16 protein-coding genes and 1 pseudogene are annotated in these 18,755 nt (G+C 74.4%); 9 read left to right on the top strand and 8 right to left on the bottom strand.

The window, feature by feature from the left end; translation table 11 throughout:
• Window positions 1-90 precede the first annotated feature (90 nt).
• Entirely contained in the window at window positions 91-1,134 is a 1,044-nt protein-coding gene (locus ACWD4P_RS16430; RefSeq protein ID WP_449780034.1) for a hypothetical protein, read from the top strand.
• 8 nt (window positions 1,135-1,142) lie between these two features.
• On the opposite strand, the gene ACWD4P_RS16435 is transcribed toward ACWD4P_RS16430, so the two are convergent.
• Window positions 1,143-1,580 carry a gamma-glutamylcyclotransferase gene (locus tag ACWD4P_RS16435; protein ID WP_224284955.1) on the bottom strand — a complete coding sequence of 146 codons (438 nt, stop codon included), beginning with the start codon at window positions 1,578-1,580 and terminating at the stop codon, window positions 1,143-1,145.
• A 99-nt stretch (window positions 1,581-1,679) separates the two neighbouring features.
• Here ACWD4P_RS16435 and ACWD4P_RS16440 point away from each other — a divergent pair, with 99 nt between their 5' ends.
• Both ACWD4P_RS16440 and ACWD4P_RS16445 read left to right on the top strand, forming a co-directional pair.
• Complete coding sequence (locus tag ACWD4P_RS16440) at window positions 1,680-3,134, top strand: NAD(P)H-quinone dehydrogenase (RefSeq protein ID WP_449780035.1); 1,455 nt, start codon at window positions 1,680-1,682, stop codon at window positions 3,132-3,134.
• Between the two features lie 237 nt (window positions 3,135-3,371).
• Window positions 3,372-4,325 carry a DeoR/GlpR family DNA-binding transcription regulator gene (locus ACWD4P_RS16445; RefSeq protein WP_449780059.1) on the top strand — a complete coding sequence of 318 codons (954 nt, stop codon included), beginning with the start codon at window positions 3,372-3,374 and terminating at the stop codon, window positions 4,323-4,325.
• Window positions 4,326-4,433: 108 nt separating this feature from the next.
• Here the strand turns inward: ACWD4P_RS16445 and ACWD4P_RS16450 are convergent, their stop codons facing one another.
• The 6 genes from ACWD4P_RS16450 to ACWD4P_RS16475 all read right to left on the bottom strand — a co-directional run bounded on the left by ACWD4P_RS16450 (window position 4,434) and on the right by ACWD4P_RS16475 (window position 10,078).
• Complete coding sequence (locus ACWD4P_RS16450; protein WP_359828513.1) at window positions 4,434-6,209, bottom strand: acetyl/propionyl/methylcrotonyl-CoA carboxylase subunit alpha; 1,776 nt, start codon at window positions 6,207-6,209, stop codon at window positions 4,434-4,436.
• 233 nt (window positions 6,210-6,442) lie between these two features.
• Window positions 6,443-7,177, bottom strand: a complete 735-nt coding sequence (locus ACWD4P_RS16455) for a hypothetical protein (protein WP_359828514.1) — start codon at window positions 7,175-7,177, stop codon at window positions 6,443-6,445.
• A gap of 117 nt (window positions 7,178-7,294) precedes the next feature.
• On the bottom strand, window positions 7,295-7,906 hold the full coding sequence (locus tag ACWD4P_RS16460; protein ID WP_359828516.1) for a nucleoside triphosphate pyrophosphatase: 612 nt from the start codon (window positions 7,904-7,906) through the stop codon (window positions 7,295-7,297).
• A gap of 60 nt (window positions 7,907-7,966) precedes the next feature.
• Window positions 7,967-8,107 carry a morphogenic membrane protein MmpB gene (gene mmpB, locus ACWD4P_RS16465; protein WP_359828518.1) on the bottom strand — a complete coding sequence of 47 codons (141 nt, stop codon included), beginning with the start codon at window positions 8,105-8,107 and terminating at the stop codon, window positions 7,967-7,969.
• A 130-nt stretch (window positions 8,108-8,237) separates the two neighbouring features.
• Window positions 8,238-8,459, bottom strand: coding sequence for an acyl-CoA carboxylase epsilon subunit (locus ACWD4P_RS16470; RefSeq protein ID WP_359828520.1), 222 nt, complete (start codon window positions 8,457-8,459; stop codon window positions 8,238-8,240).
• A 29-nt stretch (window positions 8,460-8,488) separates the two neighbouring features.
• Window positions 8,489-10,078, bottom strand: a complete 1,590-nt coding sequence (locus tag ACWD4P_RS16475) for an acyl-CoA carboxylase subunit beta (RefSeq protein ID WP_359828522.1) — start codon at window positions 10,076-10,078, stop codon at window positions 8,489-8,491.
• A 240-nt stretch (window positions 10,079-10,318) separates the two neighbouring features.
• On the opposite strand from ACWD4P_RS16475, the gene ACWD4P_RS16480 reads away from it, so the two are divergent.
• From ACWD4P_RS16480 to ACWD4P_RS16495, 4 genes and pseudogenes are all read left to right on the top strand, one after another.
• The gene (locus ACWD4P_RS16480; protein WP_449780036.1) at window positions 10,319-11,224 is read left to right on the top strand and encodes a biotin--[acetyl-CoA-carboxylase] ligase; all 906 of its coding nucleotides are present in this window, start codon (window positions 10,319-10,321) and stop codon (window positions 11,222-11,224) included.
• A gap of 173 nt (window positions 11,225-11,397) precedes the next feature.
• A complete protein-coding gene (locus ACWD4P_RS16485) occupies window positions 11,398-12,522 on the top strand; it encodes an adenylate/guanylate cyclase domain-containing protein (RefSeq protein WP_359828525.1) in 1,125 nt (374 codons plus the stop codon).
• A 420-nt stretch (window positions 12,523-12,942) separates the two neighbouring features.
• Window positions 12,943-14,100 (top strand): annotated as a pseudogene (locus ACWD4P_RS16490) (diguanylate cyclase domain-containing protein); the annotation flags it as partial.
• 716 nt (window positions 14,101-14,816) lie between these two features.
• Window positions 14,817-15,152, top strand: coding sequence for a hypothetical protein (locus ACWD4P_RS16495; RefSeq protein ID WP_449780037.1), 336 nt, complete (start codon window positions 14,817-14,819; stop codon window positions 15,150-15,152).
• Here the strand turns inward: ACWD4P_RS16495 and ACWD4P_RS16500 are convergent.
• Entirely contained in the window at window positions 15,130-15,750 is a 621-nt protein-coding gene (locus ACWD4P_RS16500; RefSeq protein ID WP_359831075.1) for a TetR/AcrR family transcriptional regulator, read from the bottom strand. The genes ACWD4P_RS16495 and ACWD4P_RS16500 overlap by 23 nt on opposite strands.
• 123 nt (window positions 15,751-15,873) lie before the next feature.
• Between ACWD4P_RS16500 and ACWD4P_RS16505 the strand changes: the two genes are divergently transcribed.
• Window positions 15,874-17,040, top strand: coding sequence for a macrolide family glycosyltransferase (locus ACWD4P_RS16505; protein ID WP_449780060.1), 1,167 nt, complete (start codon window positions 15,874-15,876; stop codon window positions 17,038-17,040).
• A 119-nt stretch (window positions 17,041-17,159) separates the two neighbouring features.
• Window positions 17,160-18,737, top strand: coding sequence for a histidine ammonia-lyase (gene hutH, locus ACWD4P_RS16510; RefSeq protein ID WP_449780038.1), 1,578 nt, complete (start codon window positions 17,160-17,162; stop codon window positions 18,735-18,737).
• The last annotated feature ends 18 nt before the right edge of the window (window positions 18,738-18,755 follow it).

Genomic DNA, 18,755 nt, shown 5'->3' on the forward strand with positions numbered 1-18,755 from the left:
GCAGGGATCAAGAGCTGGTCAAGCGGCATCAGCGTACGAAGAGGTTTCGAAAAAGTTGTCACATAATGGTCTCCGTACGGTGTCCATTCGGTGTCGATTGGTTTCCCGCCGGTGTGGATCATGGTCGGTCCGGTCGGCAGGGTAGGTTCGTCCGCCATGGAGATCCGGGGTTCGCGACGCTCGCTGCTACTGCCCGTGGCGGTGCTGCTGGTGCTGGCGGCGCTCGCGGGGGTGCTGACCCTGGCCGCGCGCGGCCGGGCCGAACGGCCGCGCGCGGCCGAGACCTCCCGGACGACGCCCACCGGGCCGGCCCCGGTGGACCTGGCGGCCCGGGTGGACGAGTTCGCCGAGGGCTTCGCGCCGGGCGGCCCCGCCGCGTACACCGTGCCGGACGCCGCGCAGCGCCGGGCGCTGGCCGACGGCGTCCTGGGCCTGCTCGACGGGCAGCCCGAGCAGGCGGACCGCGCGCTGGCCCGGGTCGGCTACCGGCGCACCGAGTTCACCGAGGCCGTCACCGGCCGCCGGGTGGCCGAGCTGGCCGACGCCACGGCCGAGTCGAGCCGCGGCTGGGGCCGGGTCTACCTGGACCTCTCGGCCCGCGCGGCCTGGTCCGTGCAGGTGCCGCACCCGGTGTCGGACGCCCGTACCGAGGCGCTCGGGGTGGACGTGTTCCGGGCCGCGCCGGGCGGTGTGCTGGTGCTCGCCGGGGCGCACCGTCGGGCCGGACCGGACGGCTCCTCGGACGTCGCGCACCGCACCGACACCGTCTTCGCGGCCGTGATCGAGGCGCTCGCCGGACGCGGGGTGCCCGGCATCCAGGTGCACGGCTTCGACGAGGGCAGCCTGCCCGGGCAGGACGCGGTGGTCTCGCCCGGCGTCGGGCAGCCCGGGACGGCCGCCGAGCTCACCGCCGGCGGGCTGGGCCGGGCCGGGTACGCGGTCTGCCGGGCCTGGCGGGAGAAGTGCGGGCAGCTGGGCGGCACCACCAACGTCGAGGGCCGGTTCGCGGCCGGCGTCGGGGTGCCGTGGCTGCACGTCGAGCTGGGCAACGGGCTGCGCACCGAGCCGGCCCGGCGCGCGGTGGTGGCCGGGGTGCTGGCGGACACCGCGCGCGGCTGGGGGCCGAGGCCGTAGGGCCGGCCTCAGCAGGGGCGGCGGCGCAGATCCATCACGTAGTCGTGCGGGGCGCCGGCGCTCTCCGCGGCGTCGGCGATCAGGCCGAGGTAGCGGGCCGCGGGCAGGCCGCCCTCGTAGTCGTTGAGCACGTACGTCCAGACCGGGATGTCGCCGTCCAGGGTCTGCGCGCGCAGCTTGATCTTGCGGTAGATGCCGAGCTGGACGCCCTCCCAGCGGTCCAGCCCCTCCTCGTCCATCGGCGCGACGTCGTACAGCGAGACGAAGACCTGGTCCTTCTCGTCCTCGACGACGGTGGCCAGCGAGCCCTCCCAGCCGAGCTGCTCGCCGCCGAAGGTGAGCCGCCAGCCGGCGAGCCACCCCGTGCCGCGCAGCGGGGAGTGCGGGGCCCGGCGGGTCATCTGCCGGGCATCGAGGTTGGTGGCATACGCGGCGTAAAGGGGCATGGGGGCCAGCGTAGCCCGGGCGGCGGGCGGGCCGCGGCGACTGGACGAAGGTACGGAAGCCCGGACCCCGGCGTGGCACCGGTACCGGCGTGCGGGACAATGGGGAACGTGACTCGGATCGTGATCATCGGTGGCGGACCCGGCGGCTACGAGGCGGCCCTGGTCGCCGCACAGCTCGGCGCGGAGGTGACCGTCGTCGACACCGACGGTCTGGGTGGATCGGCGGTGCTCACGGACTGCGTTCCGTCGAAGACCCTGATCGCGACCGCGGAGGTGATGACCACCTTCGACAGCTCGTACGAGGAGCTGGGCATCCTGGTCGCGGACGACACCCCGCCGGTCGAGCAGGCCGCCCGGGTGATCGGCGTGGACCTGGGCAAGGTCAACCGCCGTGTGAAGCGCCTGGCCATCGCGCAGTCCCACGACATCACCCAGTCCGTCACCCGGGCCGGCGTCACCGTGCTGCGCGGCCGCGGCCGGCTCGGCACCGGTGGGCAGGCCGTGGACGGCTCCCGCGAGGTGCTGGTGGACGCGCCCGACGGCTCCGTGCAGTCGCTGCGCGCCGACGCGGTGCTGATCGCCACCGGCGCCCACCCGCGCGAGCTGCCGGACGCCCAGCCGGACGGCGAGCGGATCCTCACCTGGACCCAGGTGTACGACCTGGAGGAGCTGCCCCGCGAGCTGATCGTGGTCGGCTCCGGCGTGACCGGCGCCGAGTTCGCCGGCGCCTACCAGGCGCTCGGGTCCAAGGTGACCCTGGTGTCCAGCCGCGACCGGGTGCTGCCGGGTGAGGACCCGGACGCCGCCGAGGTGCTGGAGGACGTCTTCCGCCGCCGCGGCATGAACGTGATGAGCCGCTCGCGCGCCGAGAGCGTCAAGCGGATCGGCGACCGGGTCGAGGTCATGCTGGCCGACGGCAAGGTCATCGAGGGCACCCACTGCCTGATGGCGGTCGGCTCGATCCCCAACACCTCCGAGATGGGCCTGGAGGAGGCCGGGGTCAAGCTCAACGACTGGGGCCAGATCCAGGTCGACCGGGTCTCCCGCACCAGCGCCCCGGGCGTCTACGCGGCGGGTGACTGCACCGGCGTCTTCATGCTCGCCTCGGTGGCGGCCATGCAGGGCCGGATCGCGATGTACCACGCGCTCGGCGACGCGGTGCAGCCGTTGAACCTCAAGACCGTGGCCTCCAACGTCTTCACCGACCCGGAGATCGCCACCGTCGGCTACACGGCGGCCGACGTGGAGTGCGGCAAGATGGACGCCGTCGTGGTCAAGCTCCCGCTGCGCGGCAACCCGCGGGCGAAGATGCAGGGCATCCGGGACGGCTTCGTGAAGCTGTTCTGCCGCCCGGGCACCGGCATCGTGGTCGGCGGCGTGGTCGTCGCCCCGCGGGCCAGCGAGCTGATCCACCCGATCGCGCTCGCGGTGGACGCCAATCTGACGGTCGAACAGGTGGCCAGCGCCTTCACCGTCTACCCGTCCGTCTCCGGTTCGACCGCCGAGGCCGCCCGGCAGCTGCACGTCCGCAAGCGGGCCGACGGCGAATCCTGAGCGTCCGGCGCACAGTTGAGGGCGGCCGCCGATCGGTGGCCGCCCTTTTCGCGGGCACGTCCGTCACCCGGACGGCGGGCGCAGTCCCGGTCCGGATGGCGGCGCGTATTCTACGGTCACGCGCCGCTCGTGCGTGAGCAATTCCCGCTACTAGCTGCAAACGCCTGAAAGCAGACGGTCACGCAGGTTACCGTCGGTTCTGTGTTTGCTGCAGAACGTCGCCAGTTGATCCTCGAAATGGTGCGCGCCAACGGAGCCGTCTCGCTCCGGGAGTTGGCCCGCGTCGTCCAGACCTCCGAAGTGACCGTGCGCCGTGACGTGCGGGCGCTGGAGGCAGAAGGGCTCCTCGACCGCCGGCACGGCGGCGCGGTGCTCCCCGGCGGCTTCAGCCGCGAACCCGGTTACCCGCAGAAGACCCACCTGTCCGCGGCGGAGAAGAGCGCCATCGCGGACCTCGCCGCCGGCCTGGTGGAGGAGGGGGACGCGGTGGTGGTCGGCGCCGGCACCACCACCCAGGAGCTGGCCCGCCGGCTGGCCCGGGTGCCCGGGCTGACGGTGGTCACCAACTCGCTGCTGGTCGCGCAGGCGCTGGCGCACGCCAACCGGGTCGAGGTGGTGATGACCGGAGGCACCCTGCGCGGCTCCAACTACGCGCTGGTGGGCAGTGGCGCCGAGCAGTCGCTGCAGGGGCTGAGGGTCAACAAGGCCTTCATCTCCGGCAGCGGGCTGACGGCCGAACGGGGGCTGTCGACGGCGAACATGCTGTCCGCGAGCGTGGACCGGGCCATGGTGCTGGCGGCCGCCGAGGTGATCGTCCTCGCCGACCACACCAAGCTCGGCGCGGCCGGCATGTTCCAGACCGTCGCCACCGAGACCATCACCCGGCTGGTCACCGACGAGCAGGCCACCGCGGACGACGCCACCGTCCGCGAGCTGGACGCGCTCGCCGACTGCGGGGTGCAGGTCGACCTGGCCCCGCTGGGCGGACCGAGCGGGGACGTCCCGGTGCACGGCACCGGCAGCGGCCCGGTGCACCAGACCCAGCCCGGCCCGATGGCCCGCCGCGGCGGCCCGCCCCCCGGCGGCGCCCCGCTGCCCGGCCAGCGCCGCCCCGGCGCGCACGGCGGGCACGCCGGTCCGGGCGGCATGCCCGCCCGGCTCGCCGAGCTGGGCCTGCCGCGCGGGCGCTGAGCCGCACCCGGAGGAACCGGGCCCGGCCCGTCGAACCGCCCGCGGAAACGGGACCGGTCCGCACACCCCGAGGGGCGTACGGACCGGTCCGGGAGCCGGGGCCCGGCGTCAGTCCTTGATCTCGCAGAGCGCGGCGCCGCTGCTGACGCTCGCGCCGACCTCGGCCTTGAGGCCGGAGACGGTGCCCGCCTTGTGGGCGTTCAGCGGCTGCTCCATCTTCATCGCCTCCAGGACCACGATCAGCTCGCCCTCGGCGACGACCTGGCCCTCCTCCACGGCGACCTTGACGATGGTGCCCTGCATCGGCGAGGCCAGGGTGTCGCCGCTGAGGGCCGAGCCGGCCTTCTTGGCGCCCACCCGGCGCTTGGCCTTGGCGGAACCCGCGGCACCGGCCGCCGGGGCCGCCGTGACGCCCAGCGAGGACGGCAGCGAGACCTCGATCCGCTTGCCGCCGACCTCGACCACCACGGTCTCCCGGGTCTCGGCCTCGTCGCCGTCACCGGCCGCGCCGGCGAACGGCGGGATGGTGTTGTCGAACTCGGTCTCGATCCACCGGGTGTAGACCTTGAACGGCTCGTCGCTGCCGTGCACCTCGGGCGCGAACGCCGGGTCGGCGACGACCGCCTGGTGGAACGGGATGGCGGTGGCCATGCCCTCCACCCTGAACTCGGCCAGCGCGCGGCGGGCCCGCTCCAGGGCCTGCTTGCGGTCGCGGCCGGAGACGATCAGCTTGGCCAGCAGCGAGTCCCAGGCCGGGCCGATGACCGAGCCGGTCTCCACGCCGGAGTCCAGGCGCACGCCCGGGCCGGACGGCGGGGCGAACAGCGTCACGGTGCCGGGCGCGGGCAGGAAGTTGCGGCCCGGGTCCTCGCCGTTGATGCGGAACTCGAAGGAGTGGCCGCGCACCTCGGGGTCGCCGTAGCCGAGCTCCTCGCCGTCGGCGATCCGGAACATCTCGCGGACCAGGTCGAGGCCGGTGACCTCCTCGGTGACCGGGTGCTCCACCTGCAGACGGGTGTTGACCTCCAGGAAGGAGATCGTGCCGTCCTTCGCGACCAGGAACTCGCAGGTCCCGGCGCCCTCGTAGCCGGCCTCCTTCAGGATGGCCTTGGACGCCCGGTACAGCTCGGCGTTCTGCTCGGCGGTCAGGAACGGCGCGGGCGCCTCCTCGACCAGCTTCTGGTGGCGGCGCTGCAGCGAGCAGTCACGGGTGGAGACGACCACCACGTTGCCGTGCTTGTCGGCCAGGCACTGGGTCTCCACGTGCCGCGGGTTGTCGAGGTAGCGCTCGACGAAGCACTCGCCGCGGCCGAAGGCGGCGACGGCCTCGCGCACCGCGGACTCGAACAGCTCGGGGATCTCCTCCAGCGTGCGGGCGACCTTGAGGCCGCGGCCGCCACCGCCGAAGGCCGCCTTGATGGCGACCGGCAGGCCGTGCTCCCGGGCGAAGGCGACGACCTCGTCGGCGCCCGCGACCGGGTCCGGGGTACCGGCCACCAGCGGGGCGCCGGCGCGCTGCGCGACGTGCCGGGCGGTCACCTTGTCGCCGAGGTCGCGGATGGCCTGCGGCGGCGGGCCGATCCAGATCAGACCCGCGTCGAGGACGGCCTGGGCGAACTCGGCGTTCTCCGACAGGAAGCCGTAGCCGGGGTGGACGGCGTCGGCGCCGGAGTCGGCGGCCGCCTTGAGGACCTTGGCGATGTCCAGGTAGCTGGTAGCGGGGGTGTCACCGCCCAGCGCGTAAGCCTCGTCGGCCGCGCGGACGTGCAACGCGTCCCGGTCCGGCTCGGCGTACACGGCGACGCTGGCGATACCGGCGTCCGAACAGGCCCGGGCGACGCGGACGGCGATTTCCCCGCGGTTGGCGATGAGCACCTTGCGCACTGTGGCTCCCTTCTTGAACCTCGTTGAGTTTATGGATTCCCGGGCAGTACCGGCGAGTAGCCCCGGGTTGTGAACTATCCCACACGCTCGGTGATGGATTTCCCGGCCCGAGGGCGGCCCCTCGGGCGACTTCGCAGGTCGGTGCCGGTCCGCCCGGATCGGCGGGGGCCACAGCGGGTGACCGCCCGGCGGCGTGGCGGGAGGTGGCGTGGGCCACACTCTCGTGCGGCGGCTCAATCGGCGCCCGAGCGGATCTCGGGCCGCCGCAGTGCCTCGGCCGTCACGTCGGCCGCCACCTCGACCATGTCCGGCCCGTACGCCTCCGGGTTGACCACCCGCAGGACGAGCGCGAAGGTGCCGTCCCGGCCGTACGTCCGGGCGAGCCGGCGGTGGTGCGCCACCAGGTAGCGCACTCCGGCCTGGTTGGCGGTGCCGGTCTGGCCGGAGACCAGGAACACCGGGCGGCCGCCGTCCGGGGTGGCGATCCGGGCGAGCAGGACGTGCGTCCGGTCGTGGCCGGCGCCGAAGTCCAGCTCGCCGACCAGGATCACGTTGGAGCCCCGCTCGGGACCGGAGGTGACGGTCACCCCGGGCAGGCCCCAGGCCAGGTGCGCGGCCATCCGCTCGTTGCTGACCGGACCGCCCAGGCACAGCTCGGTCTTGGCGCCCAGGCCGCGGTGCGCGGCGTCGTGGGCGACCAGCTCGGGCCGCGCCCCGCACTCCTCGACCAGGCCGGCCAGCCACATCAGCGCGTAGGCGTCGCGCCGGGTGACGGTGTGGGCGTGCGAGCCCGTCCCGATGCTGCGCGGCACCACGATCAGGCACTCGCTGCCGGCCGGCAGTCCGAAGAACTGCCGCACCCGCTCGACCTTGCGGCGCCGCCTCAGCACCTGGGCCAGCCAGCCGAGGGCGGCGCTGATCGCGCTGGCCACGAGGCCCAGCACCACGTTGAGCACGCTGTCGGTCACCGCCGTCCTCCCTTCCGCGTTCGAGACCGCGGTCAGCCTATGGGGGAGGAATCCGGCTGTCGTCGGCCGGTTGTCCCAGGTCTGTCGCCCGGATTTTGTCGGATCCGGACCGTCCGGTCAGCCGTCGGTGCGGGCCCAGAGGTCCGTGATGCGCACGTCGAGGTCGGCGAGCAGCCGGCGCAGCAGCGGCAGCGAGAGGCCGATGACGTTGCCCGGGTCGCCGTCGATGCCGTCGACGAACGGCGCCGACCGGCCGTCCAGGGTGAACGCCCCGGCCACGTGCAGCGGTTCGCCGGAGGCGACGTACGCGGCGATCTCCGCGTCGTCCGGGGTGCCGAAGCGGACGGTGGTGGAGGCGGTGGCCGAGGACTGCCGGCCGGTCGCGGTGTCGATCACGCAGTGGCCGGTGCGCAGCACGCCGGCGCGCCCGCGCATCGACTGCCAGCGGGCCAGCGCCTCGGCGGCGTCGGCGGGCTTGCCGAGGGCCAGGCCGTCCAGCTCCAGGACGGAGTCGCAGCCGATCACCAGCTCGCCGTCGGCGAGTTCGGCGGCGACGGCCTTCGCCTTGGCCTCGGCCAGGACGAGCGCGAGCTCGGCGGGGGTGGCGGCGGTGATCGCGTCCTCGTCGACGCCGCTGACCACCACGCGCGGGTCGAGGCCCGCCTGGCGCAGCAGTCCGAGGCGGGCGGGGGAGGCGGAGGCGAGGACGAGGGCGCGCTGGTCGGTCATGGCCACCAGCCTAGGGGGTGCCGGTCCTGGGGACGGCTGTCCGCCATTCGGGTGAACGGCTCAGGTGAAGGAGCGGGAGAGCATGATCAGCACGGCGCCGACCAGCACCAGGGCGGCGAGCACCCGGCCGGCCCGCTGCATCCGCTTCTGCATCCGACGGGCCTCGGGCGAGGGCTCGTCGCGGGGATCTGACCAGAGCACCCGTCCAGAGTGCGCCGCGCCGGGCCGCGGGCGCCTGAGTATCCGTACTCATGTTCCGGGCAAAGCGGGCGCCCGGAACGCGCGGAGAGGGGGGCCGGCGGTGCCGACCTCCCTCTCGTGGGCGGGGACTTCAGTGCGCCCAGCCCGAGGTCCGCCAGGCGTTCACGCCCGGGCGCACGGCGGGGCGCAGCAGGCGGGCGCGGTCGTTCCAGGGGGAGGCCGGGCCGGCACCGGCCAGGCGCGCCGCCTCGGCGGCGGCCTGCGCGGCGGCGGCCCGGGCCTGGACCACCGCCAGGACGGTGGCCAGCTCCTCGGGGGTCGGCTGCCCGTGCAGCACGTGGATCGGGGACATGGCTGGTTCTCTCCCGACAGGGACGGGGCCTACAGGGGGATGTTGCCGTGCTTCTTCGGCGGCAGCACCTCGCGCTTGCCGCGCAGCGCCCGCAGGCCGCGGACGATGTGGCGGCGGGTCTCGCTCGGCGCGATCACCGCGTCCACGTAGCCGCGCTCGGCCGCCAGGTAGGGGTTCAGCAGGGTGTCCTCGTACGAGGCGATCAGCTCGGCGCGCTTCTCCTCGACGGTGCCGGCCGCCTCGGCCTCGGCGATCTCCCGGCGGTGCAGGATGTTGACCGCGCCCTGCGCGCCCATCACCGCGATCTGCGCGGTCGGCCAGGCCAGGTTGAGGTCGGCGCCCAGGTGCTTGGAGCCCATGACGTCGTACGCGCCGCCGAAGGCCTTGCGGGTGATCACGGTGATCAGCGGGACGGTGGCCTCGGCGTAGGCGTAGATCAGCTTGGCGCCGCGCCGGATGATGCCGTCCCACTCCTGCTCGGTGCCGGGCAGGAAGCCGGGCACGTCGACGAAGGTCAGCACCGGGACGTTGAAGGAGTCGCAGGTGCGGATGAAGCGGGCGGCCTTCTCGCTGGCGTTGATGTCCAGGCAGCCGGCCAGGTCCATCGGCTGGCTGCCGACGATGCCGACGGACTGGCCCTCGACCCGGCCGAAGCCGGTGATGATGTTGCCCGCGTACAGCGGCTGGGTCTCCAGGAACTCGCCGTCGTCGACGATGTGCTCGATCACCTTGCGCATGTCGTACGGCTGGTTCGCCGAGTCCGGCACGACGGTGTCGAGTTCGAGGTCCTCCTCGGTGACCGTGAGATCGGCCTGCTCGGGGTAGGACGGCGGGTCGCTCAGGTTGTTGGAGGGCAGGTACGAGAGCAGGCTCTTGACGTACTCGATCGCCTCCTTCTCGTCCGAGGCCAGGTAGTGGGCGTTGCCCGACTTGGCGTTGTGGGTGCGCGCGCCGCCCAGCTCCTCCATCGCGACGTCCTCGCCGGTGACCGTCTTGATCACGTCGGGGCCGGTGATGAACATGTGCGAGGTCCGGTCGGCCATCACCACGAAGTCGGTGATCGCGGGGGAGTAGACCGCGCCGCCCGCGCAGGGGCCCATGATCAGCGAGATCTGCGGGATGACGCCGGAGGCGTGCACGTTGCGGCGGAAGATCTCGCCGTACAGGCCGAGCGAGACCACGCCCTCCTGGATCCGGGCGCCGCCGGAGTCGTTGATGCCGATGACCGGGCAGCCGGTCTTCAGCGCGAAGTCCATCACCTTGACGATCTTCTCGCCGAAGACCTCGCCGAGCGAGCCGCCGAAGACGGTGAAGTCCTGGGCGAACACGGCGACCTGACGGCCGTCCACGGTGCCGTAGCCGGTCACCACGCCGTCGCCGTACGGCCGGTTCTTCTCCTGGCCGAAGTTGGTCGAGCGGTGCCGGGCGAACTCGTCGAACTCCACGAAGGAGTCCTCGTCCAGCAGCTCCGCGACCCGCTCGCGGGCGGTCAGCTTGCCCTTGGCGTGCTGCTTCTCCACGGCCTTCGCGGAGCCGGAGTGCACCGCCTCGTCCAGCCTGCGCCGCAGGTCGGCGAGCTTTCCGGCGGTGGTGTGGGGGTCGTACGACGCCTCGGTCATCCGGTGGCTCTCCCTGATCCATGGCCGCGACCTGTTCGAGTGCGCGCGGGGCCGGGTGGTGGGCCCGCGCCTGAGGGCAGGGCGGCGCTACGAACTACCGCTGGGTAGCGTAGCCAGCGCGGAGGGCGATGCGGCACGTCCCGGCGTCATGACCCTCGACACAGTGTGTCCCCGCCCGTTCTGCGGGACGATGGGGCGGCCTGGGCCCCGTACCCGGGTACCCGATCTAGTGTTTTCCCCATGACCGCACCCGAGACCCCCCGCCGCAGCGGACTGCGCGGCTTCGGCCACGCCGGACCGTCCCCCTGGACCGACCTGGACCGTCCGCCGCTGGACGAGGAGGCGCTGCGCCGCGACCTGATCGTCCCGGGCGGCCTGTGGACCTCCCTGGATGTCGTCGCCGAGACCGGCTCCACCAACAGCGACCTCGCCGCCCGCGCCGCGGCCGGCGCCGGGCAGGGCGCGGTGCTGGTGGCCGAGGCGCAGAGCGCCGCCCGCGGCCGGCTGGACCGGGCGTGGACGGCCCCGCCCCGCTCCGGACTGTTCCTGTCCGTGCTGCTGCGCCCCGAGGAGGTGCCGGTCGAGCGGTACGGCTGGCTGCCGATCCTGGTCGGGGTGGCCGCGGCCAGCACGCTGGGCCGGGTCACCGGGGTCGAGGTCGGGCTGAAGTGGCCCAACGACCTCCAGACGGAGATCGACGGCGCGGAGCGCAAGCTCGGCGGCATCCTCACCGAGCTGGCCGGCGGCGCCGTGGTGGTCGGCATGGGCCTCAACGTCTCGCTGCGCGCGGAGGAACTGCCCGTCCCCACCGCCGCCTCGCTCGCGCTGGCCGGCGCCTCGACCACCGACCGCGGCACCCTGCTGCGCGCCCTGCTGCGCGAGCTCGCCGAGCTGTACCGGGAGTGGACGGCCGCCGCGGGCGACCCGCACGCCAGCGACCTGCTGCGCGCCTACGTGGACCGCTGCACCACGCTCGGGCGCCGGGTGAAGGTGCACCTGCCGGGCGACCGCGAGCTGGTCGGCGAGGCGGTGGCGGTGGACGGGGACGGGCGTCTGGTGGTCCGCACGCCGGACGGCGTGCGCCGGGCGGTCGGCGCGGGCGACGTCGTCCACGTGCGCCCCGAACCCCGCCCCCAGCCCCGCTGAACGGCACTCTTCACCTCCCCTTGACCCGGGCTGATGCCCCGGATCCGACGATTCCGTGCGAACATTCCACCTGGCAGCGGTGTGAGGCGCGCCACTGCCCGCCCGGGTGGCGGACTGCGCGCCCGGACAGGTAGGACACGAGGCGAGTGCGGCGATCGCACGGGGACGGACCGGTGGCAGAGGACGGCAGCAGCGGCGCGACGGCGGGCGGCAACGACCCCACGGTCGCGCTCGAACTGGAGCGCCTGATCCTGGACGCGCCGCGCCGCTACACCCCGTACCAGGCCGCGCGCGCCGCCGACGTCCCGATGGAGCTGGCCACCCGGTTCTGGCGCGCCATGGGCTTCCCGGACATCGGCCAGTCCCGGGCGCTCACCGACGGCGACGTGATCGCGCTGCGGCGCCTGGCCGGCCTGGTCGAGTCCGGGCTGCTCAGCGAGTCGATGGCGATCCAGGTGGCCCGCTCCACCGGCCAGACCACGGCCCGGCTGGCCGGCTGGCAGATGGACACCTTCCTGGAGAACCTCACCCAGTCCGCCGAGCCCGGGCTGACCCGGGCCGACGTCGCGTACCCGCTGGTCGAGCTGCTGCTGCCGGAGCTGGAGCAGTTCCTGGTGTACGTCTGGCGGCGCCAGCTGGCGGCCGTCACCGGCCGGGTGGTGCAGGCCGCCGAGGACCACGAGATCACCAGCGGGCGGCTCGCCGTCGGCTTCGCCGACCTGGTCGGCTTCACCCGGCTGTCGAGGCGGCTGGAGGAGGAGGAGCTCGGCGAGCTGGTCGAGACGTTCGAGAACACCTGCTCGGACCTGATCGCCGGCCAGGGCGGCCGGGTGATCAAGACGCTCGGCGACGAGATCCTCTACGTCTCCGAGGACCCGGCGACCGCCGCCGAGATCGCGCTGAGCCTGATCGAGGCGCTGGCCGAGGACGACACCATCCCGCCGCTGCGGGTCGGCATGGCCTTCGGCACGGTCACCTCGCGGATGGGCGACGTCTTCGGCACCACCGTCAACCTGGCCAGCCGGCTGACCTCGATCGCGCCCAAGGACGCGGTGCTGATCGACGGCGAGTTCGCCGCCGCGCTGGAGCAGCACGGCAGCGTCGCCCCGGCCGACTCCGAGGGGCCGGGGCTGGCCGAGGCGCTGTCGGCCGCGGTCGGCATGCCCGCCTCCGGGCTGCCGATGCCGAGCCCGGAGGTCGGGGCCCGGTTCCACCTGCAGCCGATGTGGCGGCGGCCGGTGCGGGGGCTCGGGCTGGTCGAGCCGTGGCTGCTGACCCGGCGGCCGAAGGGCGAGTAGCGGCCGGCACGCGGAGCACGCGGTCGGCGGGTGGTCCGCGGCGCGTGCGCGGGGGCGTGTGCGCGGGCAGGCGGGGCAGACACACGCCTGCGATGGCATTTTCCCGGGCGCGCTGTTGCCGGGCACGTTCCCGGGGTACGGCTCTCCGGGGTGTCGAGCGGTTGAAACCCGTACGGTCGACTGCGGGTCTCCCCGGGCAAACGGGGCATAACCGAACGAAACCGCCATAGTCTTGGTGCAAGCGGCCGGTCGGGTGCGGCCGGTCGACGGGGGTCTGGCAGGACCGGGCACAGGGAGCGAGGCGAGCCGGTGAGCAGCGAGGCGATCATGACGGACCGCGACTGCGTCTGCGGCGGTTCCCGGCATCCCGACCCGCTGCCCGACCTGAGGCTGCAGTCCGTGGTCGAGCTGGCGCAGGACATGGCCACCGCCCTCACCCCGCTGGAGGCCGTCCGGTCCGCCGCCGTCCGGGCCACCGAGGCGCTCGGCGCCACCATGGCGGCCGTCTCGGTCTGGGACCGCGAGTCCGGCCGGCTGCGGGTGCTGGTCAACCACGGCGACCTGGCCCCGGGGGAGGAGGAGCTGCCCGAGGACGAGTCGTACCCGGTCGCCGACTTCCCCGAGATCGTCACCTACCTGGAGGAGCGCTGGACCACCGGGCGGCTGCCGCGCGCCTGGCTGCAGAGCGCCGAGAACAGCGAGCCGCACGCCGGGCACGCGCACCCGACCGCGGGCGCGTACTGCCAGGAGCGCGCCGCGGCGCTGCGCCGGCGCGGGCGGGCCTGCTGCGTGGTCGCGCCGATCGTGCTGCACGGCCAGGCCTGGGGCGAGCTCTACCTCGCCCGGGCGGCCGGGATGCCCGAGTTCACCGAGGCCGACGCCGACTACGCCACGCTGCTGGCCGCCCAGGTCTCGGCCGGGCTGGCGCAGACCGAGCGCCTCGCCGACCTGCGCAGGCTCGCCTTCTCCGACCCGCTCACCGGCCTGGCCAACCGGCGCGCCGTCGACGCCCGGCTGGAGGACGCGCTGCGGGCGCACAACCGGGACAACACCGTGGTCTCGCTGGTGGTCTGCGACGTCAACGGACTGAAGCGGGTCAACGACCAGCTCGGCCACGAGATGGGCGACCGGCTGCTGGAGCGGTTCGCCCACCAGCTCTCGCTGGCCGCCGCCAAGCTCCCCGGCAGCCTCGCCGCCCGGCTCGGCGGCGACGAGTTCTGCCTGCTGGTGGAGGGGCAGAAGGCCGACGAGGTGGTCGCCGTCGCCGAGGAGCTGTGCGCCCGGGCGCTCGCGCTCTCCGAGGGCGAGGGCGTGGCCTGCGGCGTCGCCTCCACCGGGGACTCGATCGGGCCCGTCACCACGCCCGACCGGCTGTTCCGCCTCGCCGACGCCGCCCAGTACCGGGCCAAGGCCGCCCGGGCCGCCCACCCCGTGGTGGCCGGGCGCAGCCACGGCCCGGGCTTCTCGCCCGACCCCACCGTGCTGCTCGCCGACGCCGCCGACCCGCACCACCGGGCGGACGGGCGGCGCGGGCCCAGCGGCCGCGCCGGGGCGGGCGACCGGCGGCGGTTCCGCGGTGCCGCGCACAGCGCCGACCCGGGCCAGCTGCTCACCGCGGTGCTCACCTCGCTCGACCGGACCGCCACGGCCCGGGCCGTCCACCCGGCGGACACCCTCGGCAAGCTGGTCGTGGTCGCCGAGGCCTCGGCCCGGCTGCTGGACGCCGTCGGCTGGTGGGTCTCGTACGTCCCGCCCGGCTCCCATCTGATGCGCACCGCCCAGCACGCCGTCTACCGGATGACCAGCGGCCCCCGCAGCGTCCGCGCCGAGACCCAGCGGGCCCGGATCGAGGCCCCCGACGCGGTGTTCGACCTCCGCCACTATCCGATGACCCGCCGTGCCGTCCGCGGCGGCGCCTTCGCCCTGCGGGCGGGCGCGGCCGGCAACGACCCGGCGGAGGAGGCGATGCTGGTGGTCTCCGGCTACCGGGGCATGGTCGCCGCGGGCGGCCAGAACCCGGCCGGCGGCTGGCTGGTGGAGCTCTTCGCCGACGACGCCACCCTGCCGCTGGGGCAGGCCGCCTGCGCCATGCGCGCCCTGGTCTCGGTCGCCCTGTCGGGGCCGGCCTCGCCGCCGGCGGTCTGAGGGGCCGCCGGCGCGGCCGGGCCGCTGGTGTGCGGATTCGGTGACGGGGGTGTTCCGGCCGGGTCGCGGTCGGGCACCGGGGGTACCGGGGTGCCCCCGGGCGGTGGATGGTGGGGGCCGACGGTCTTTCGGGGAGCGGGGGTTCGGTCATGGGCGGACGGTGGGCGGGGCCGGCGGTGGCCGGGGTACTGGTGCTCGGGGGCGTGGCGACGGGGGCCGCCCCGGCGGCGGCGGTGGTGTCGGTGCCGGTGCGGACGGCCGGGGCGGTGCGGACGGTGCCCGAGCGGGCGCCCCAGCTGCGGTCCGCCGCCGGGGCGCACCGGGTCACGGAGTCGGCCCTCGCCAGGTCGAAGAAGCGCGGGGCGCGGCACGGTTCGCACGGCGGGGTCGGCGGGGCGCTCACCTGGGTCGCCGTCGTCCTGCTGCTCTGCGTGCTGGTCGCGGTGGTGGCCGTGTTCCGGGTCAGGCGCCGGAACCACCGGTAGCCGCAGGCGGGTCGAGGGCCCGCAGGGCGGCGTCGACCAGGCGGTCGGCGTGCTCGTGGGTGAGCGGGCCGAGCCGGTACTGCCAGCGGTAGTAGATCGGGCCGTAGAGGAGCTCGACGGCGAGGTCGAGGTCGGCGTCGGGGGCGAGTCGGCCGGCCTCGCGGGCGCTGCGCAGGCGATCCCGGGTGACTTCCAGCAGGGGGTCCAGTAGCCGGGTGCGGTACTCGTCGTGCAGCGCCGGGTCGTTGAGGATCTCGGCGACGAGCGCCCGGTAGGTGCGGTCGGTGGCCGGGTCGGAGAGTTCGTCGCTGGTGGGGCGCAGCACGGCGCGGAGGTCGGCGGCCAGGTCGCCGGTGTCGGGCAGTGCGAGGCCGCCGTCGTGCTCGCCGGCGGCGAGGAAGGCGTCGAAGACGACCGCTCCCTTGGAGGGCCACCACCGGTAGATGGTCTGCTTGCCGACGCCGGCCCGGGCGGCGATCGCCTCGATGGTGACCTTGCCGTAGCCGACTTCGGAGACGAGTTCGATGGCGGCGGCGAGGACGGCGGCGCGGGCGCGTTCGCTGCGGCGGGCGGGGTCGGGAGCGGTTCTGGAAGCCATGGGAAAAATTCTAGACGAGATGGCGAGACGAGACGTATTGTCTTCTCAAGAAACGCGAGACGATCCGTCTCGTCTTGGTCGCTGCCCCCGGAGGTGCCCGTGAACCGCCCCGCACACATCCTGATGGTCTCCGTACCGGCCCACGGGCACGTCAACCCCAGCCTCGCCGTGATCGCCGAGCTGGTCGCCCGCGGCCACCGGGTCAGCTACGTCAACGACCCCTCCTTCCGGGAGACCGTCGAGTCCACCGGCGCCACGCTCGTCCCGTACTCGACGAAGCTCCCGCTCGCCGACGACCCGGCCGGCTGGCCGGAGGACCCGGTGGCGATCCAGGACGTGTTCCTGGACGACACCCTGTCGGCGTGGTCCGCCATGCTGGAGGCCTTCGAGGACGACCGCCCCGACCTGGTGCTCTATGACATCGCGGGGTTCGCCGGGCGGGCCCTCGGCGAGCGGTTCGGCGTGCCGGTGGTGCAGCTGTCGTCCACCTTCGTCGGCTGGGAGGGCATCGAGGAGGACCTGGCCGCCGTCTTCGAGGCGACCCGCAACGGCCCCGGCGGCCCCGAGCACTACCGCCGGTTCGCCGACTGGCTGGCCGGGGCCGGCACGGTGGAGCGCGACGTGGAGGCCTTCAAGGGCCGCCCCGAGCGGTGCGTCGCGCTCGTCCCGCGGGCCCTGCAGCCCTACGCCGACCGGGTCGACGACCGGCGCTTCACCTTCGTTGGGCCCTGCTTCGGCGACCGGGCCCACCAGGGGCGGTGGCAGCGGCCGGCCGGCGCCGAGAAGGTGCTGCTGGTCTCGCTGGGCTCGGCCTTCACCCACCACCCGGCGTTCTACCGGGCCTGCGTCGAGGCCTTCGGCGCGCTGCCGGGCTGGCACACCGTGCTCCAGGTCGGCAAGCACACCGACCTGGCCGGGCTCGGCGAGGTGCCGGACACCGTCGAGGTGCACCGCTGGGTGCCGCAGCTGTCGGTGCTCTCCCAGGCGGACGCCTTCGTCACCCACGCGGGCATGGGGGGCTCCAGCGAGGGGCTGTTCCACGCGCTGCCGATGATCGCGGTGCCGCAGGCCGCCGACCAGTTCGCCAACGCGGACGCCCTGGTCGGCCTCGGCGTCGCCCGCCGGCTGGACACCGAGCAGGCCACCCCGGAGGCGCTGCGCTCCGCCCTGCTGGAGCTGGTCGGCGACCCGGCGGTGGCCGAGCGGCTGCGCGAGCTGTCCGCCGCCGGCCGCGCCGAGGGCGGCACCGCCCGGGCGGTGGACCTGATCGAGGCCGAGCTCGTGAAGTGAGGTGACCGGGGGTGGCGCGGGGGCCGCGGTGTGCGGTGCCGGTCCGGAGGGCGGAGAATCCGGATGGCGAGCACCTGTTGTCATATCTTCATTCACCTGATGTGATGGTGTATATGGATATGCACAGTGCTGTGGCCCCCGACGCTCCGCTGGTCCTGGTCGGCAAGGCCGACGTCAGCGCCGAGGACGTCCTGGCCGTCGCCCGGGGCAACGCCCGGGTCGAGATCGGACCCGACGCGCAGGCCGAGATGGCCGCCGCCCGTGCGCGGATCGACGCCCTCGCGGCCGAGCCGCGCCCCGTCTACGGGGTGTCGACCGGCTTCGGCGCGCTCGCCGTGCGCCACATCAGCCCCGAGCTGCGCGCCCAGCTGCAGCGCTCGCTGGTGCGCTCGCACGCCGCCGGCATGGGGCCGGTGGTCGAGCGCGAGGTGGTCCGCGCGCTGATGTTCCTGCGGATGAAGACCCTGGCCTCCGGCCGTACCGGCGTCCGGCCGCTGGTCGCCCGGACCATGGCCGACCTGCTCAACGCGGGCATCACCCCGGTCGTCCGGGAGTTCGGCTCGCTCGGCTGCTCCGGCGACCTCGCGCCGCTGTCGCACTGCGCGCTGGTCCTGATGGGCGAGGGCACCGCCACCGGTCCGGACGGCGTCGAGAAGCCCGCCGCCGAACTGCTCGCCGCCGCCGGGATCGAGCCCGTCGAGCTGCTGGAGAAGGAGGGCCTCGCCCTCATCAACGGCACCGACGGCATGCTCGGCATGCTGGTCATGGCCATCGCCGACCTCCAGCGCCTGTTCACCACCGCCGACATCACCGCCGCGATGAGCCTGGAGGCGCTGCTCGGCACCGACAAGGTGCTCGCCCCCGAGCTGCACGCCCCGATCCGCCCCCACCCCGGCCAGGCGCTGAGCGCCGCCAACATACTCGCCGTCCTCAAGGACTCCGGCCTCACCGGCCACCACCAGGACGACGCGCCGCGGGTCCAGGACGCGTACTCGATCCGCTGCGCCCCGCAGGTGGCCGGCGCGGGCCGGGACACCCTGACGCACGCCCGGTTGGTCGCCTCCCGCGAGCTGGCCGCCTCGGTCGACAACCCGGTGGTGCTGCCGGACGGCCGGGTGGAGTCCAACGGCAACTTCCACGGCGCCCCGGTCGCCTACGTGCTGGACTTCCTCGCCATCGCCGCCGCTGACCTCGGCTCCATCTCCGAGCGGCGCACCGACCGGCTCCTCGACAAGGCCCGCTCGCACGGCCTGCCGGCCTTCCTGGCCGACGACCCGGGCGTGGACTCCGGCCTGATGATCGCCCAGTACACCCAGGCGGCACTGGTCAGCGAGAACAAGCGGCTCGCCGTCCCCGCCTCGGTCGACTCGATCCCGTCCTCCGCGATGCAGGAGGACCACGTGTCGATGGGCTGGTCGGCCGCGCGCAAGCTGCGCCAGGCGGTGGCCAACCTCGGCCGCATCCTGGCCGTCGAACTCACCGCCTCCGCCCGCGCCCTGGAGATCCGTCAGCAGGCCGACGGTGCCGGCACCGTCGCCCCGGCCACCGCGGCCGCGATGGCCGCCGCCCGGGAGGCGGGGGTCGGCGGCGCCGGCCGCGACCGCTTCCTGTCGCCGGACCTGGAGGCGGCCGCCGAACTGGTCGCCTCCGGCGACCTGGTGCGCGCGGTCGAGCGGGTCACCGGCCCGCTGGCCTGAGCCGGTGGCGCCGCCGCG

It is taken from the genome of Kitasatospora sp. NPDC002543 (assembly GCF_053594915.1).

Excerpts from the sequence above, each read along its gene's own strand:
- ACWD4P_RS16435 (WP_224284955.1), bottom strand. The coding sequence starts at position 1,580 with ATGCCCCTTTACGCCGCGTATGCCACCAACCTCGATGCCCGGCAGATG.
- ACWD4P_RS16445 (WP_449780059.1), top strand. The coding sequence starts at position 3,372 with ATGGTGCGCGCCAACGGAGCCGTCTCGCTCCGGGAGTTGGCCCGCGTC.
- ACWD4P_RS16470 (WP_359828520.1), bottom strand. The coding sequence starts at position 8,459 with ATGTCCCCGATCCACGTGCTGCACGGGCAGCCGACCCCCGAGGAGCTG.
- ACWD4P_RS16480 (WP_449780036.1), top strand. The coding sequence starts at position 10,319 with ATGACCGCACCCGAGACCCCCCGCCGCAGCGGACTGCGCGGCTTCGGC.
- ACWD4P_RS16505 (WP_449780060.1), top strand. The coding sequence starts at position 15,874 with ATGGTCTCCGTACCGGCCCACGGGCACGTCAACCCCAGCCTCGCCGTG.
- ACWD4P_RS16440 (WP_449780035.1), top strand. The coding sequence starts at position 1,680 with ATGGGGAACGTGACTCGGATCGTGATCATCGGTGGCGGACCCGGCGGC.
- ACWD4P_RS16475 (WP_359828522.1), bottom strand. The coding sequence starts at position 10,078 with ATGACCGAGGCGTCGTACGACCCCCACACCACCGCCGGAAAGCTCGCC.
- hutH (WP_449780038.1), top strand. The coding sequence starts at position 17,160 with ATGCACAGTGCTGTGGCCCCCGACGCTCCGCTGGTCCTGGTCGGCAAG.
- ACWD4P_RS16500 (WP_359831075.1), bottom strand. The coding sequence starts at position 15,750 with ATGGCTTCCAGAACCGCTCCCGACCCCGCCCGCCGCAGCGAACGCGCC.
- ACWD4P_RS16495 (WP_449780037.1), top strand. The coding sequence starts at position 14,817 with ATGGGCGGACGGTGGGCGGGGCCGGCGGTGGCCGGGGTACTGGTGCTC.
- ACWD4P_RS16460 (WP_359828516.1), bottom strand. The coding sequence starts at position 7,906 with ATGACCGACCAGCGCGCCCTCGTCCTCGCCTCCGCCTCCCCCGCCCGC.